This is a genomic window from Bradyrhizobium lablabi, from assembly GCF_001440475.1.
GTDB classification, from domain to species: Bacteria; Pseudomonadota; Alphaproteobacteria; order Rhizobiales; family Xanthobacteraceae; genus Bradyrhizobium; species Bradyrhizobium lablabi.
In genome coordinates this window covers 64,121-79,590 of record NZ_LLYB01000047.1, presented here as the reverse complement: position 1 = coordinate 79,590, position 15,470 = coordinate 64,121, and the positions used below count along the sequence as shown (strand labels likewise).

12 protein-coding genes and 2 pseudogenes are annotated in these 15,470 nt (G+C 58.3%); 8 read left to right on the top strand and 6 right to left on the bottom strand.

Features of this window, described 5'->3' with window-relative positions:
- Positions 1-102 precede the first annotated feature (102 nt).
- Both CQ14_RS07600 and CQ14_RS07595 read right to left on the bottom strand, forming a co-directional pair.
- Entirely contained in the window at positions 103-303 is a 201-nt protein-coding gene (locus CQ14_RS07600) for a DUF2905 domain-containing protein (RefSeq protein ID WP_057857359.1), read from the bottom strand.
- Between the two features lie 143 nt (positions 304-446).
- On the bottom strand, positions 447-1,856 hold the full coding sequence (locus tag CQ14_RS07595; RefSeq protein WP_057857296.1) for a Do family serine endopeptidase: 1,410 nt from the start codon (positions 1,854-1,856) through the stop codon (positions 447-449).
- Positions 1,857-2,365: 509 nt separating this feature from the next.
- Here CQ14_RS07595 and CQ14_RS45885 point away from each other — a divergent pair.
- From CQ14_RS45885 to ftsH, 6 genes and pseudogenes are all read left to right on the top strand, one after another.
- Positions 2,366-2,983: pseudogene (locus tag CQ14_RS45885) on the top strand (ATPase domain-containing protein); the annotation flags it as partial.
- A 54-nt stretch (positions 2,984-3,037) separates the two neighbouring features.
- The coding region (locus CQ14_RS45880) for an ATPase domain-containing protein (protein ID WP_245320244.1) at positions 3,038-3,882 on the top strand (845 nt) is incomplete at its 5' end.
- Positions 3,869-5,593: a response regulator gene (locus CQ14_RS07585; protein ID WP_057857295.1), complete on the top strand. Its 1,725-nt coding sequence runs from the start codon at positions 3,869-3,871 to the stop codon at positions 5,591-5,593. The genes CQ14_RS45880 and CQ14_RS07585, both read left to right, overlap by 14 nt.
- Before the next feature lie 212 nt (positions 5,594-5,805).
- A complete protein-coding gene (locus CQ14_RS07580; RefSeq protein ID WP_057857294.1) occupies positions 5,806-6,891 on the top strand; it encodes an OpgC family protein in 1,086 nt (361 codons plus the stop codon).
- Positions 6,892-6,894: 3 nt separating this feature from the next.
- Positions 6,895-7,479, top strand: a pseudogene (locus CQ14_RS48135) (SGNH/GDSL hydrolase family protein); the annotation flags it as partial.
- 384 nt (positions 7,480-7,863) lie between these two features.
- Positions 7,864-9,705 (top strand): ATP-dependent zinc metalloprotease FtsH, encoded by a 1,842-nt coding sequence (gene ftsH, locus CQ14_RS07570; protein WP_057857292.1) that lies wholly within the window; start codon positions 7,864-7,866, stop codon positions 9,703-9,705.
- Between the two features lie 683 nt (positions 9,706-10,388).
- On the opposite strand, the gene CQ14_RS41990 is transcribed toward ftsH, so the two are convergent.
- Positions 10,389-10,862 carry an NADH dehydrogenase ubiquinone Fe-S protein 4 gene (locus CQ14_RS41990; RefSeq protein ID WP_283807207.1) on the bottom strand — a complete coding sequence of 158 codons (474 nt, stop codon included), beginning with the start codon at positions 10,860-10,862 and terminating at the stop codon, positions 10,389-10,391.
- Between the two features lie 163 nt (positions 10,863-11,025).
- Entirely contained in the window at positions 11,026-11,478 is a 453-nt protein-coding gene (locus tag CQ14_RS07565; RefSeq protein ID WP_057857291.1) for an Hsp20 family protein, read from the bottom strand.
- A 520-nt stretch (positions 11,479-11,998) separates the two neighbouring features.
- Here CQ14_RS07565 and CQ14_RS07560 point away from each other — a divergent pair.
- Together CQ14_RS07560 and rpoH are read left to right on the top strand one after the other, a co-directional pair.
- Complete coding sequence (locus tag CQ14_RS07560; protein WP_057857290.1) at positions 11,999-13,132, top strand: glycosyltransferase family 4 protein; 1,134 nt, start codon at positions 11,999-12,001, stop codon at positions 13,130-13,132.
- Between the two features lie 351 nt (positions 13,133-13,483).
- Entirely contained in the window at positions 13,484-14,380 is an 897-nt protein-coding gene (gene rpoH / locus CQ14_RS07555) for an RNA polymerase sigma factor RpoH (protein ID WP_057857289.1), read from the top strand.
- Between the two features lie 37 nt (positions 14,381-14,417).
- Here rpoH and CQ14_RS07550 read toward each other — a convergent pair whose 3' ends face one another.
- Positions 14,418-14,636 carry a hypothetical protein gene (locus CQ14_RS07550; protein WP_156434751.1) on the bottom strand — a complete coding sequence of 73 codons (219 nt, stop codon included), beginning with the start codon at positions 14,634-14,636 and terminating at the stop codon, positions 14,418-14,420.
- A 261-nt stretch (positions 14,637-14,897) separates the two neighbouring features.
- The coding region (locus tag CQ14_RS07545) for a MarC family protein (RefSeq protein ID WP_245320243.1) at positions 14,898-15,431 on the bottom strand (534 nt) is incomplete at its 3' end.
- Between the last annotated feature and the right edge of the window lie 39 nt (positions 15,432-15,470).

Sequence of the window (15,470 nt, the reverse complement as noted above, 5' to 3'; positions counted from 1 at the left end):
TGCCGATGCGACATGCCTGGTTGCATTTGCCGGAGATGGCCGCGGCCTTGCCGACCAAGGGGATCTCGGAATCCGCAGAGGGATGTCACTATGCAATAGCGTTCAGCGGTTCACGATCCACAACACCAGGCTGAGCAAGACGCTCAACAGCAAACATGTCATCAGCGGGAAATAGAGCGTCATGTTTTCCCGCTCAATAACGATATCGCCAGGCAACCGTCCCAGCCCCATTCGGCCCAGGTAAGGCCACAACAGTCCAATAGCCAGAATGACAATGCCCAGGGTGATGAGAAAGCGAGACATCGTCATACAAGTCCTGCTTCATATGTCCGAACACAGGGTTGGATCGTTAGCCTGTTTGCGCTGTATAGCTCCGGCCGCGACCTCACCTCTGCAGGCTTATCCTGAAGAATACGAGTTCGCGCGCAATCATCGTTGCCGCCCGTTCAGGAGATCGCGACAAATAACGACTGGCCGTCGCGGTTGACGCGGAGGAGGATAGGCCTGTTCTCGCGGCGGGCCTTCGTCCATTCGTCTGTCAAATCGGACGGTTGCGCGACCTCGCGACTATTGGCCGCGACGATTACGTCCCCCGGCCGGATACCGCTTTCGGCAGCCGGGCTGCCGGGCTCCACTTCGCCGACCAAAAGCCCGGTGCCGTTCAAGCCTAGGCGCCGCCGCTCCGCTTCCTGAATCGGCGCGACCCTTAGTCCAAGCCGTTTGCCGTCCTTATCGGGATTTTCCAAGGCGCCTGTCCGGGTCGACCGATCCTCCTGACGCTGGTCAATGGTGACTGTGATATCCTGCGTCTTGCCGTCTCTGACCACGGTGAGGGGCGCCCGCGCGCCCGGCTTCATACCGGCAACCGCCCGAGACAGGTCGCGGGGTCCCTCGATATTCTGGTTCTCAATGCGGGTGATTACGTCGCCGGTTTTGATCCCGGCCTTGTCCGCGGGACTGCCCGGCTCCACTGAGGCAACAAGGGCGCCCTTCGTGTCGGGGCGCCCCAGCGCTTGAGCGATCCCGGTCGTCAGTTCCTGCAGTCTCACGCCGACGTAGCCACGTTGAACCTCGCCGGTACGGATGATCTGATCCGCCACCATCTGTGCGGTCCGCGACGGAACCGCGAATCCAATGCCCACGTTTGCTCCTACGGGCGAAAAGATTGCCGTGTTTACCCCGATCACCTCGCCGGCGGCATTGAACAGCGGCCCTCCTGAATTGCCTTGGTTGATCGACGCATCCGTCTGCAGGAAGTCATTGTATGAGCCGGCTTGAATGTCGCGAGCCCGCGCCGAGAGGACCCCGACGGTGACTGTGCCACCCAGGCCGAAAGGGCTGCCAATCGCGATCGTCCACGCGCCTGGCTCCATCTTGTCGGAGTCGCCCCAGGTCGCGACGGCCATATTGGGCCGCGGCTCGATCTTGAGCACCGCGATATCGGTTGATGGATCACGACCCACTAGCTTCGCCGGAACATCCGTTCTGTCAGTAAAGCGGACATGGATCTCGCTGGCGTTGTCGATAACGTGATTGTTCGTGACGATATGGCCCTCAGGACTGACGATAAACCCCGAGCCGAGGGCGGTCCGCGCCTGCGGACGTGGTTCGCCGAAGCGACGCCGGAAGAGGTCGCCGAACGGCAGATCGTCCGGCACGCCGCGTGCCTCGTCTTCGATCATCCGCCTCGTGAGGATCGCAACGACTGCCGGCGCCTTCTCGCGCACCACGGCGGTAAAGTCAGGTGGAACCGCAGCTGGCTGGGCAAGAACCGGCGTTATCGATGTAAGCGAGCTCACCGCGAGGGTGAATGCAACCATGATGCCGAACAGGTGTGTCCTTAGATGGCAGGCCATGTGGCGCTCCTTTTGTGTTGCGATTGACCGTGGCCTTCATCTGATCCGATCCGTACGGTTGGAAAACGTAGCCGGCGGCGTCGCTCAACAAGTAACGTTGCTCCGCACGGACAGTTGCGTTTGAGGTCGGGGCAAGACACTGGCGCCGTTTCGATGGACAGGGAGCAACTACAGCAATTTCAGCACGGTGCCGGCGGAATCGACCGCAGCGCCATTTGGCCACTGACAAAATGCCTGTATGTTCAGTTTTGGACAGTAGTCCATTCTTCCAGTGCTACGATCCCAGTGCCGCCGGTCGCTCCTTCGAGCGAGGGAGCGCCTTGACACGGGCTTGACAGAGCAACCGAAATTCGTGCCAAAATAGCCCTCCGGGAGCTATTCGAGCCAAGGTGCCTGTTCAAGGGCCTTGGCGTGCGCTCCGCGAAAACCACAAGCAACCAGTCGAGCCATGCCGGTTGGGCAAGCTGAGCCTGCGGGTGCTGGCGCGCGTCTTACGACCGGGACAGGACATGAATATCGCGGACAGCACCAGCAAGACCAAAGCCATTTCCACCGGTATGGTTGGCTTCGACGGCATTCTCGACGGCGGGTATGCGTCGAACCGCGTGCACTTGATCGAGGGCCAGCCTGGTACCGGCAAGACCACGCTTGCTCTGCAATTCTTGCTCGACGGCGCGCGTCGGGGCGAGCGCTGCCTTTACATCACTCTCTCGGAGAGCAAAGACGAATTACAGCAGGTTTCCGAGACACACGGCTGGGACCTGAAAGGGATCGATATTTTCGAGCTCGTTCCGGCTGAGCTTAGCCTCGATCCCAAGCAGCAGCAGACCGTCGTCTATGCCTCCGATCTGGAGCTTGGCGAAACGACCAGGATGACGTTCGAGGAGGTAAAGCGAGTCGGCCCGGCCCGCGTGGTTTTTGACAGTCTATCTGAGATCAGACTTCTTGCTCAGAACCCGTTGCGCTACCGTCGCCAAGTATTCGCGCTCAAGCATTTCCTGGCGCAGCAGCGCTGCACCGCACTATTTCTTGACGATCTCACCGACCAGAGTGACGACCTCAACCTGCATAGCCTCGTCCACGGAGTGATAAGGCTCGAGCATTACGCTCTGCAATACGGGGCAGAGNCGCCGCCGGATGCGCATCTTCAAGATGAGAGGGCGCAATTTCCGCGGCGGGTNTTCACGACTTCGTCATCCGAAAGGGCGGGATAGCCCTCTTCCCGCGCCTGATCGCCGCCGAATACGCGGATGAGGGCAAAGCTGCTTCACCGCTTTTGAGCGGCATCCTTGAGCTTGATGAACTGCTTGGCGGGGGGCTCGACCGCGGCACCAGTACACTGCTGATGGGACCGTCGGGTTCTGGAAAGTCGTCGCTGGCGCTCCAGTTCGTCATGGCTGGCCTTCGAGCCGGGGAGCGCGCTTTGTTCGTTACGTTCGACGAAATCAAGGCGATTTTTAATAAACGCGCAGTGGGCATGGGCTTTCGTCTGGAGCAGCCGATCGCGTCGGGACAGCTGATCCTCGAACAGGTCGATCCAGCAGAGCTTTCCCCGGGAGAACTGACCGGGATGATTCGCAGGCGAGTCGAGACGGACAACGTCCGTGTCGTAGTGCTTGACAGCCTTAGCGGATACCAAAATGCGATTCCTGCCGAACAATTCATGCTGCTGTTGATGCATGAAATGCTAACCTATCTCAATCATCGCGGAGTAGTGACTATCCTCACGCTTGCGCAGCATGGGCTTGTCGGCTCCATGCAGTCCAGCGTCGACCTAACTTATCTCAGCGACACGGTACTGTTGTTGCGCTTCTTCGAAGCCGCCGGAAGAATTCGCCGCGCGATCTCGGTGCTGAAAAAGCGTACCGGCCGTCACGAGGACGAGATCAGGGAATACCGGCTCGAGGACCGCGGAATTCGCGTCGGTCCGCCGCTCTCCGAATTTCAAGGTGTGCTGTCGGGATCGCCGACCTATACCGGCCAGCATGGCGCGCTGCTCGAGGCGAAGGCCAATGCACAGCCCTGAGCAAGTTCAAAGCGGGCCGGCGCTCGTGCTAGCGCCATTTGGCCGCGATTCCACCGTAGTTTGTGCCGCGTTGCGTGAGACCGGAATCGAAGCGTTAGAGCAGCCAAGCCTAGCCGAACTAGTGACTAATTTGCACATTGCGGGTGCAGCGGTGATCGCCGAGGAAGCGTTGGCACATGAGCATCGCGGCGCATTGGCACAGTGGATCGCCAGTCAGCCGCCATGGTCAGATTTCCCCTTTGTGCTGCTCACTTTGCGAACCGGCCAAAACGGTTTGGCTCTTTCCGAGCTGATTGACCTGATGGGCAACGTCACGGTGTTAGAGCGACCGCTGGCTGCAACTTCGCTCAAGAGTGCCGTAAGGGCTGCGGTACGCGGCCGCGTACGGCAGCGTCAGTCCGAATCCTATCTTCGAAAGTTGCAAGACCTAGCCGAGACCCTAGAACGGCGCGTGGAAGAGCGGACTGAGCAACTCACCGAGGCCAATCGGCGGCTAACGGCTGAAATAGCGGAACGTGAACGGACTGAAGTGGCGCTGCGTCAGGCGCAAAAAATGGAAGCCATCGGTCAACTCACTGGCGGCATCGCGCACGACTTCAACAATCTTTTGATGGCAATCATGGGTAGCCTCGAACTGATCTCGATGCGCGTCAGTGATGAGCGCGCCGATCGTTACCTGCGCAACGCCATGCATGCCGCGCAGCGCGGAGCCAAGCTCATCGGGCAGCTGCTGGCATTTTCCCGCAAGCAACATCTTTCCCCAGCCTCGGTTGATACTAACGATCTAGTTTCAACTGTTGCCGAACTGCTGTCACGAACGTTGGGCAACGCCATTCGCGTAGATGTCGTCTTGCATAATGAGCTTTGGCCCGCGTTAGTAGACGCGACCCAGCTTGAATTAATGCTGATCAACCTTGCCATCAACGCACGGGATGCGATGCCGGAGGGTGGTTTGCTTACTATCGAGACGGGCAAGCTCGACAGCGTCCCCGATGAGCTGAAAGAAGACTTAAGGCCGGGCCAGTATGTCTCGATTGCGGTGAGAGACACCGGATCCGGCATGGCTCCCGAGGTGCTGAGCCGCGCATTCGACCCTTTCTTCACGACCAAGCCTCCGGGCAAGGGCACCGGCCTGGGGCTGTCGCAGGTTTACGGTTTCGCGCGTCAATCCGGCGGCACAGCCAAGATCGAAACCAAGCTTGGCCATGGGACCGTGGTACGCATTTTTTTGCCTCGCGCCGAGGGGGCTGCAGTGAGCGAGGAAGCTCGCGAAGCGGACGCCGGGGAGGCAGGCGCAAAGGAGGTTATTCTAGTGGTTGACGATGATCCTAGCGTGCTGGAAACGACGCGAGGCATGCTTGATGATCTCGGGTATCGGGCGATCGCGGCCAGCGACGCGGAGAGCGCGCTGGCGGCGCTCTCTCAGCAAGATGTCGATTTGGCAGTTATCGATCTCGCGATGCCTGGCATGTCCGGGCTGAATCTCGGGCTGGAGCTGCAGCGGCGCCAGCCTGGCCTGCCGATCGTGTATTGCTCCGGCTATCCTGATCTCATTGAAGCAACCAGCAAACGCATGACTGGTAACCTGCTTCTCAGCAAACCCTATTCGTCGCGAGAGCTTTCGGCCAAGGTCCAATCAATGCTTCACGGTCCCGATGCTGACCTCGTGAAAGCGTCGAATGCCGATCATAGTGCTGGGTTAAATGGCTAATCATAGGAAGGATATCTCCCAGTAGCCGACAATATCGTATAGCAATTGAGCGACGGCTAAAGTTTCGAACGGCAATATTTTCGAAATTGGCCCCGCGTGGCCGTAGTGTCTGTCTGCCGCTTCAACCTTCCCCGGCGCCTAGCGCGGTTGACTTTCTACCCTTCGCGTAATCGAATTAGCGCTCTTCAATCATCCTGATGTCGGGATGTTGGATGGTCCGACAAGCCAATCCCGTTGACTTCTGGCGCGGTCTTGCGCTGGTCATGATATTCGTGAACCATATTCCCGGAATCTACTATAGTAGATTCACCCACGCCTCGTATTCCATTTCGGACTCCGCCGACCTTTTCGTATTTTTGGCCGGCTGGACGTTGCGGTATGTGGTCGGCAGTCCCGGTCGAAAATCGACGGCATGGCAGGTAGTAGTTCGCCTTGGAGGCCGGGCATTTGAGCTTTATGCCGCCCAAATCTTGATAAGCGTGATTGCCATTGCCATGCTTGCAGGCGTCGCTTTGCGGAGCAACAACCCGCTTTTTCTTGAGTGGCACAACGCCGCGTCCGTATTTTTTAATCCCGTACCGACCCTGCTGGGATTGGCAGTAATTAGTCATCATCTTGGCTATTTCGACATTCTCCCGCTTTACATTGGATTGTTGCTTTTTGCGCCGGCGTTCGCGCTTCTCGACAGGTATGCACCGAGCTTGGTCTTGCCGCTTTCAGTGTCCATCTATGTCATGACCCTAGGATTTCAAATCTCAGTACCCACGTGGCCGGTGGAAGGAGAATGGTTCTTTAATCCGCTCGCTTGGCAGCTGATTTTCGTACTTGGTTTCGTGCTCGCCCGTGAGGATGGCCTCGGCGGGCTAGTGCGACGGCACATAGTCACAATTCGGATCGCGGCAATACCGATAGTGATCGCTGGCATTTTCGTGGCTCGGTACGGCTTGTGGCCTGATCCGACTAGACTTCCAGCGCCGAAGCTTTTCTTTGTGCTTAGCAAGACGTACGCCACACCCGGCAGGATTATTCAGTTTTTGGCCTTGGTTGCCGTCATCTCAGCCACGTATCCCCACTTAAAGCGCTACGTATCGCTGTTGGTTGAGTCCCTAGCGCTTCTTGGGCGCAACTCTCTGTACGTCTTTTGTGTGGCGTCCATCCTGAGCCTTGCGGGCCAGATCGTCCGTTTCTTCTACCAAGGAAATATCTACGCCGACACGCTTATTATCATATCTGGAGTCGGCTGTATGATGATGACCGCATGGCTAGTTGACTGGCGAAAAAGCTGGAAGGAGCGCTGACTCATGAGACGGTTCATTCCGCTGGTTGCTCTATTTTTGAGTTCTTGGGCTTGGGCCCGCGATGAGCAAGTAGTCCCATCGCTATCCGTGCCCTTCTCGCAGGAGTGTCAGGTGGGCGACATCGCAGTTGAGAATGCTTCCTCCCTCACCAACGTCGCAACTGCTCTGCAACACCGCAAACAGATCAAGATATTGGCAATCGGTACCTCGTCTTCGGTCAGACGAGGGATGAAACGTGGAGGCCACACAGAGGAAACCAAACAGATCCTGCAAAATGCCATCAAGGGCCTCGACGTTGTCATGATCGACCGCGGAGTAGGCGGCGAATTATCGGCACAAGCGGTCGAGCGAATCCAAAACGAAGTCGCCTTGAATCAACCCGATCTCATTCTTTGGCAGGTTGGGACTGACGATGCATTGGCTTATATCCCGCTTGAAGAACTGGAGACGACAATTGTCGAAGCAGTTCGGTGGCTAAAGGCCCATAAGGTAGATGTCGTTCTGGTTGGGCTCCAGTTCGTAGAAGGAATGGAAAGGAATGAGAATTATCGCGCTGTTCGAGAGCTGATGAAACGGGTTGCCGCAAAGNGAAGGCGTCATGATCGTTCAACGGTATGAGTCGTCCCGTTTCTTGGTGGATANCCCCGGGGAGCGCTGTCGCCCTGTCGGATCAATTTGAACGAAGTGAAGCTGCCTATCTTTGTTTGGCGCAGTATTTGGCGCGAGCGATTGCGATGGGCATTCACGGAGCGAGATCGGCTGTGCCACCTGATACGCGTCCATCACCCGACACAGGACATCCTAAATAAGATGACGACGACGTAGACCTTTACCTCAGGAACCAAGTCGGCTCCGATTGGATTATCGAAGTCGTCCGCGCGGCAGAACGGAACGACGGGTGCCCGGTTTAGCGCAGATGGTTGAGGTCACTAAACCGATGGGGGACCAATCAAGGTAAGTGAGAGATTTTCCATGACCAAGGAAACACGCTTCAATCTGGGATACGCGCTTGTTGCGGTCTTTGCAGTTCTAGTGATTCAACATCTAATCACATCCGTTAGTCAGATCGCGGTCATTCCATATAGCGAATATCAGCAATTGCTGCGCCAAGGTAAGGTCGAATCCGTTGGCATTTCCGACCGCACGCTGCAGGGTACGCTGAAGGAGGCCCTTCCAGGTGGTCAAAAGCAATTTCTGACTACCCGCGTCGATCAGGAAACTGCACAGGAGCTGGAAAAACACAATGTCCGCTTTACGGGACAGATCGAGAGCACTTTTTTGCGTGACCTCCTCTCATGGGTCATGCCCGTGCTCTTGTTCTTTGGCCTGTGGTGGTACATCGGCCGCCGGATGGCGGAAGGAGGCGGGCTTGGCGGTGGTCTCATGGCGATCGGCAAGAGCAAGGCGAAAATCTACGTTGAGGCTGACACCGGCGTGACTTTCGCCGACGTCGCCGGCGTCGATGAGGCCAAGGATGAGCTTCAAGAGGTCGTCGATTTTCTAAAGAATCCGACTGACTATGGTCGTCTTGGCGGCCGCATGCCAAAGGGCGTGCTTCTGGTCGGCCCGCCCGGTACCGGCAAGACCTTGTTGGCCAAGGCCGTGGCCGGCGAAGCCAAGGTGCCGTTTTTCTCTATTTCAGGTTCAGAATTCGTCGAGATGTTCGTGGGCGTCGGCGCGGCGCGGGTGCGCGACCTTTTCCAGCAGGCGCACGAAAAGGCTCCTGCGATCATCTTCATAGATGAATTGGACGCGCTCGGCCGCGCTCGAGGAATTGGCCCCTTTGCCGGCGGGCACGACGAGAAGGAGCAAACGCTGAACCAGCTCCTGGTTGAACTAGATGGTTTTGACTCACGCTCCGGACTGGTGATCCTCGCGGCAACTAACCGGCCAGAGATTCTTGATCCTGCTCTGCTGCGTGCTGGCCGGTTTGACCGCCAGGTTCTGGTCGACCGACCCGACAAGAAGGGCCGAGTCGAAATTCTAAAGGTTCACATGAAGAAAGTGCGGCTCGCAAGTGACATCGAGCCGGACGCGGTTGCGGCATTGACGCCTGGCTTTACTGGCGCCGATCTTGCCAACCTCGTCAACGAAGCCGCGCTTCTTGCTACTCGCCGCGGCGCCGACGCGGTCGGAATGGGCGACTTCAATAATGCGATAGAGCGCATGGTTGCTGGCCTTGAAAAGCGCAATCGGTTGCTCAATCTTAAGGAGCGCGAGATCGTGGCCTATCACGAGATGGGCCATGCATTGGTTGCTCTCTCATTGCCGGGCGTCGATCCTGTGCACAAGGTTTCCATCATCCCACGAGGAGTAGGAGCCCTTGGCTATACCATTCAGCGGCCCATCGAAGATCGCTTCCTGATGACCAAGGAGGAATTAGAGAACAAGATGGCGGTGCTGCTCGGCGGACGCGCAGCCGAACTGATTGTGTTCGGCCACCTATCTACTGGCGCAGCCGACGACTTGCGGCGCGTGACCGATATTGCACGGAGCATGGTCACACGGTACGGCATGTCAGACAAGCTAGGCAGTGTCGCCTACGAGCGCGATGCCGGCAATTTTCTTGCTGGCGCAGAGCGTCCGTACCCTGTCCGCGAGCGGGATTATGCGGAAGAGACGGCAGCCTCGGTCGATCGGGAAGTAAGGGATATTGTGGATCGAGTCTTTCAGCGTACTCAAGGTATCCTGAACACGCGCCGATCAATCCTGGACAGTGCGGCGAAAAAACTGTTGGAGAAGGAGACACTGGAGCAGGCAGATATCAACATGCTGATCGCGGAGATGCCCAAGGAAGGCCTACGCGCAATTTAGTCGTTCGTCTTAGCGGTCAAAGTAGTTCATGGAATTCGAGGAATGGGTACTTGCGAACTCTCTGAGATAACGGGGGCGGCCCTCTTGCTTGGCTCGATTTCGCTGGCTGGTTTGGAATCCCCAGTGCTAAGAATGAAAAGCAGGCCGGCAACCAACATGAGTGCCGCGCAGAGCAGGGCAAAACCAGCGGTCACGAGATCACGATAATCATCCATGGCTGTTGAACAAAGCCCGTTTCCTAGTGGGAGGTTCTGGAGTGAGCCGACGTCTCAGGCGCGCGAAGAGGTGCGCTCCGCTGAGATTCGCCGTTGACGGCGGTCATGGATCGATCCGTACGCCGGCGCGGAATCAATGGTGGGCTCGGTCGCCTGGGCAGGTCTCCCATCGCTTCAACGTTCTCGTGCCGAGATGATGCTTTCGCGAGTCGAAACGCCAAGGGCGCTCCTGGCAAGGGATCTTGTCCAGCTACTTGAATAGCGCCCTCTGCGACGAGATTCTGCAAGGCAACGGCGAGCTTTCGCGCGTGTTTCGGCAGGCCGACATTGGCGGCCAGGCTATCGATCGTGATAGCTCGGCCGTCGAGTCCATGTCGCTCGAACAGCGCAAGTAATCTCTGCTCAATCGCCCCCACGTCATCAAAGGGCAGGTTCTTCATAGGACCCTCTATCTAATCTCATGTCCTCCTAGGCAGCAGTGCGACCGGAGTAACCGGGCGTCGGATTGGATAGGACGTTGCGGCGATTAGGCGGAAGAGCAGGCAGGCGGTTGGATAGTCGCGGCCCTGCTCGAGCCTTCTTGGAGCATCGAAGCTCTCCGTCCTGCGGCCGTAGCGAACGCGGCGTGGATGGAGCCTCACCATGGGCTACGGGTGGAATCTTTGGGTCGTATCCCGGCGGTCCCAACACAGTATATTGCAGCCCTTGACGGCGAGCATAAGCGACTGCGGCCTCCGCTGAATCGAAGGACAATTCCACCTGGGTCAAGGGGTCATCGTCTTCCGTCCACCCCATGAGCGGTTCGAGCCGCAGAGGCGAACGGCGCTCGAACTGCAGCTTCCATTGATGTTTTCGCCTGGGCGCTGACATCGTCACCGAATGAGCAGGCCTGAAGATCAACGCATGGGCATCAGCCGGAAACACGGACCGGGTGACGGGCATCGCTGGCGACTCGAAACAGGTGTCATGGACAATGTTCATTGAGACCTCCATGCCTATGGCGTGGGGTGAGCGACAATTGCCTCCCGCGATGTCTTCGTGCACGAGCAATCTCGGCCGCGGCGCCAGCCGCGCCGCGGGCCGAAGTCAGCAGATAGCCAGATGATCAGGCCGTCTGCGTGTGCTCGAGTCTTTTGTTGTCGTTGACGGCATTGATCGGAATCTGGCGAGGCCTCATGGCTTCGGGGACCTCACGCACGAGATCGATCTTCAGCACACCGTCTTCGAACGAGGCGCCCTTTACCTGGACGTATTCGGCCAGATTGAACTGCCGCCGGAACGGACGCGCAGAGATACCCTGGTAAAGGTACTGGTGCATGCCCTTCTCGGTCTTGCGACCTTCCACGGTAAGCACGTTCTGCTCCGCCACAACGGATACTTCGTCTGGCGAGAAACCGGCCAGGGCGAGCGAGATCCGGTAGAAATCGTCACCGGCTCGTTCAATGTTGTAGGGCGGGTAGTTACCGCCCGCCCACTCGGCGGAATCCTCCAGCAGATCGAACAGGCGATCGAAACCAACAGTCGAACGCCACAAGGGAGCAAGATCAAAGGTGGTCATAGCCACATCCTCCTTTTGAGCAACATGGTTACGACGCCGGACACCGCGTCCGGCGCCCGATCACCGGACCCTATAGAAAGGCGCCCGGTGCAGCGCGTCCTGCGCGTGCGCCAATCAAATTAGAAGCGGCTTTCGGCGTTTCAAGAGGCGTGTTCAAGCTCTTGCGCCGGATGTGAAGCAAACCAATTTACTCCTCGCGGCCCGCAAGGCCGCGCTCCTCGGACCATGACGGATTCAGGAATAAAGGAGGCATGACCATGCCGGGATTGCCGGCGAGGGATGATCTCGTCGATGTGGCTCTGCAGGACTCATTTCCTGCGAGCGACCCGCCGGCATTCGTCGCTGGCGGCGTCGCGATCGGACGGCCGTTTCGAAGGAAGACTTTCTATGACTTGGGGTCCGCCGACGCTCGAAGCGCTAGCGGCGTCGGCATTCGAATGCAGAGGTCGCGTCCGAGGTGCGCAAGGAAAGTGCCGGGCCGGCCGACTTCAGAGCAACTCACTGAGAAAGGAGCGGAAGGATGAAGATCGCGCAAGTTGCTCCGCTTTTCGAAAGCGTGCCGCCGAGGCTCTACGGCGGGACCGAGCGGGTTGTTTCGTACTTGACGGAAGAGCTGGTCAAGCAGGGACATCAGGTAACGCTTTTTGCGAGCGGGGACTCCATGACCTCCGCCGAACTTGTCGCCTGTGCGCCGCAGGCGCTACGTCTCGATGCGAATGTCCGCGACGCAATGCCCCATATGATGGTCATGCTCGACAAGATCCGGGAGCGCGCTGACGAATTCGACATCTTGCACTTCCATATCGACTATCTGCATTTTCCGCTGTTCCGGGCGGATGCTGGCCGCAGCCTGACGACGCTGCACGGCAGACAGGATCTGGCCGACCACATGCCCTTCTATGTCCGGTTCTCGGAGATGCCGTTGGTCTCTATCTCGGATGCGCAACGGGCTCCACTGCCGAGGGGAAACTTCGTTGACACGGTCTATCACGGCCTGCCGCTCGATCTGTACAGACCAACGTTCGATTCCAAGGGGGGCTACCTGGCCTTCCTGGGCCGCATCTCGCCGGAGAAGCGGCCTGACCGGGCCATCGAGATCGCGCGGAAGGCTGGCCTTCCACTGAAAATTGCAGCCAAGGTTGATAAGGTGGACGAGGCCTATTTCCGTGAGGTCATCGAGCCTATGATCGACGGAAGACAGATCGAATATATCGGAGAGATCAACGAGAGCGCCAAGGGCGAATTTTTGGGCCAGGCCGCCGCCTTGCTGTTCCCGATCGATTGGCCTGAGCCTTTTGGTCTGGTGATGATTGAGGCGATGGCCTGCGGTACGCCTGTCCTCGCCTTCCGCTGCGGGTCGGTCCCTGAAATCATTGATACGGGAGCGACCGGGCACATCGTATCAAGTGTCGAGGAGGCGGTCGCCGCCCTTCCCGCCGTTCTGGCCCTTGATCGAAGGGTCATCCGCAGTCGCTTCGAGGAACGCTTTTCGTCGGCGCAGATGGCGGCGCAGTACGTCAAACTGTACCAGAAGTTGCTGATCAGGCCGGCAGGGGCGAAGCGGGCGCCAGTCGTTGCGGCGCGTGCACTCAATGCGCACGCCTACAGCCGCCAAGCTGAAGCAGCGGCTACGGCCCCGCACGAACCCTCGTGAAGAGGGGCACCGCCGTTCGTCCGCTCATGGCGCCCGGAAGGAGCCATCGGTTTTCTACCGGGACCGGCGCCGTGCATTCAGGCTTGGAACATTTTCGCGAGTTTCTCATTCCTAAGGCGCCGCCGACCTTGGGCCGACTGGCCGCCCGTTCTGGGGCCAGTCGCGTCACGTTGCCGGCAGTTTCTGCCCATTTTGCTCAGAGGAGGAATTGGATATGGAACATGATCGCTTTAGCGCCTGGCGACTCGCCCGGCTCATCTCAAGCACCGACTACTGCCAACCACGTCCTAAGCCGGATCGTGCTTCGATCAAGACCGCGTCAGGGGCGTGCACGCTTGAGGAGGGCTGACCATGTCAATTGCCGCAGCGCTTCCCGCCATCCGATCGGAGGGCGGTCTTTCTCGGTATCTGACGGAGATTCATAAGTTTCCGCTGCTCTCGGCATCGGAAGAAATCAGGTATGCCCAACGCTGGCGGGATGACGGCGATCGCGATGCTGCCTACCAGCTAGTGACAAGTCACTTGCGGCTCGCCGCAAAGATTGCATTGCAGTATAGACGTTACGGCCTGCCAATCGCGGACCTGATCTCGGAGGCCAACGTCGGACTGATGCTGGCCATCAAGCGATTTGATCCGGAAAAGGGGTGTCGGCTGGCGACTTATGCCGCCTGGTGGATCAAGGCGTCGGTGCAGGAGTACATCTTGAGATCCTGGTCGCTCGTCAAGCTAGGTACCACCTCGGCGCAGAAGAAGCTGTTCTTCAATCTCCGGAAGCTGAAGAGTCGCATCGGCGCGTCGGAGGACACAAATCTTTCACCCGAACAGGTCAGCTACATCGCTGATCATCTCCAGGTGGGAGAAACTGAGGTCATGGAGATGAACGGCCGGATACGTGGCGACATCTCACTGAACGCCCCACTCAGCGTGGCCGGCGAAGGGGATGAATGGGAAGATTGGCTTGCCGATCCCTGTCCAGACCCCGAAAGCCTGCTGGTGGAGGGGAGCGATCGTGAGCAGAAAAAGACGGCTCTCGATCAGGCGCTTGCTGAATTGTCAGCGCGCGAGCGTTCCATTCTCGAAGCTCGGTTTCTCACCGAAGAGCCAAAAACGCTCGATGAGTTGGCAGCGGTTTTCCATGTTTCGCGCGAAAGAATCCGGCAGATCGAACAGCGTGCGCTCCAGCGCCTCAGGGCGAAGCTCGGCGTTCGCTTGCCGGCATCCGATGCAGTTCGGCCTGCATCATTGTAGGAGAAGCTCGCCGGCTGCTGATTGGCTGTAACGCAGGTCAGCAGCCGGTGCAGATGTCGGGTACGATCCGCTCAGCCGAGAAGTCACGACTCTTGCGGTTCTCCTGGTTCGTCCTGCGGGCACTGCCACGCGACGACTCGCCGGAATCGACAACGACCTGCTGCGTCGTCCCCGCCGACCCGCGCGCGTTGCGCAGAGAACTCCCTTCTTTAGCGTGCAATTCAGAAGCCATCCAAAGCGCGATGGCGATTACCAAGAATCTTCTCATAGCTCATCCTCGTTCACGATCTCCCGGACGTGACGCCAGGGTCCCCGCGAATAAACCTGGAGCGATGCCGCTTAATTTCAATCGCCTTGTACCAGCGAGATGAAGATCGGGCATTTCTACGAACTGAGGATGTATTTCTTAACTAGCCGCAGAAGAGGCGTGCGTCCCTGATCCCGTCGAAGATGAACTGTGACGNCCAAGGTTGCCAGGATCACGCCAGCAAGTCGGGCGATGACATTCGAGCCGGTNCGTCTTGAGGATGCGATGCAGGAGATCAGTGAAAATCATTCCGAGATACGTGAGCAATAGACACAGAAGCATGGACGCGAGAACGACAATAGACTTTGTAAGATCGCCGGTTGCCTGGCCCATAAGCAGGACTACGGCTGTCAGCCCGGCTGGACCTGCTATCACCGGAAACGCCAAAGGAAAGATTGCGATATCGCCGGGCTCAAGGGCTTCCCTCCGTTCTCCGGCTGTCAGGGTCGAAAGGCCGGCCGAATGGCCGAAGATCAGTTGAACCGCCTGCAATAGCAGAAGCACCCCTCCCGCAAAGCGAAAGGCCTCGAGCGAGACGTGGAGGGCACGAAGCAACCCGTTCCCGAAGAGGGCAAATCCAAATAGAACTCCGCCCGCAATCAGCGTTGCTCGCGCCGCCAAGCGAAACCGCTCTGGACGGTGTACGCCGCCCGTCAAACCTCCGAACACGATCGCCGTGTCGACGGGCCCGATCGCCACAAACAGCGTGGCAAAGGTCGTGACTGCAAATTCAGCGACAGACATCAGAGCACCATCTTTGAAACCTTGCTTGAGTTTTCACGT

Coding starts and splice junctions, on each gene's coding strand:
- CQ14_RS07560 (WP_057857290.1), top strand. CDS start 11,999: ATGAAGATCGCGCAAGTTGCTCCGCTTTTCGAAAGCGTGCCGCCGAGG.
- ftsH (WP_057857292.1), top strand. CDS start 7,864: ATGACCAAGGAAACACGCTTCAATCTGGGATACGCGCTTGTTGCGGTC.
- CQ14_RS07600 (WP_057857359.1), bottom strand. CDS start 303: ATGTCTCGCTTTCTCATCACCCTGGGCATTGTCATTCTGGCTATTGGA.
- CQ14_RS41990 (WP_283807207.1), bottom strand. CDS start 10,862: ATGCCCGTCACCCGGTCCGTGTTTCCGGCTGATGCCCATGCGTTGATC.
- rpoH (WP_057857289.1), top strand. CDS start 13,484: ATGTCAATTGCCGCAGCGCTTCCCGCCATCCGATCGGAGGGCGGTCTT.
- CQ14_RS07565 (WP_057857291.1), bottom strand. CDS start 11,478: ATGACCACCTTTGATCTTGCTCCCTTGTGGCGTTCGACTGTTGGTTTC.
- CQ14_RS07585 (WP_057857295.1), top strand. CDS start 3,869: ATGCACAGCCCTGAGCAAGTTCAAAGCGGGCCGGCGCTCGTGCTAGCG.
- CQ14_RS07580 (WP_057857294.1), top strand. CDS start 5,806: ATGGTCCGACAAGCCAATCCCGTTGACTTCTGGCGCGGTCTTGCGCTG.
- CQ14_RS07595 (WP_057857296.1), bottom strand. CDS start 1,856: ATGGCCTGCCATCTAAGGACACACCTGTTCGGCATCATGGTTGCATTC.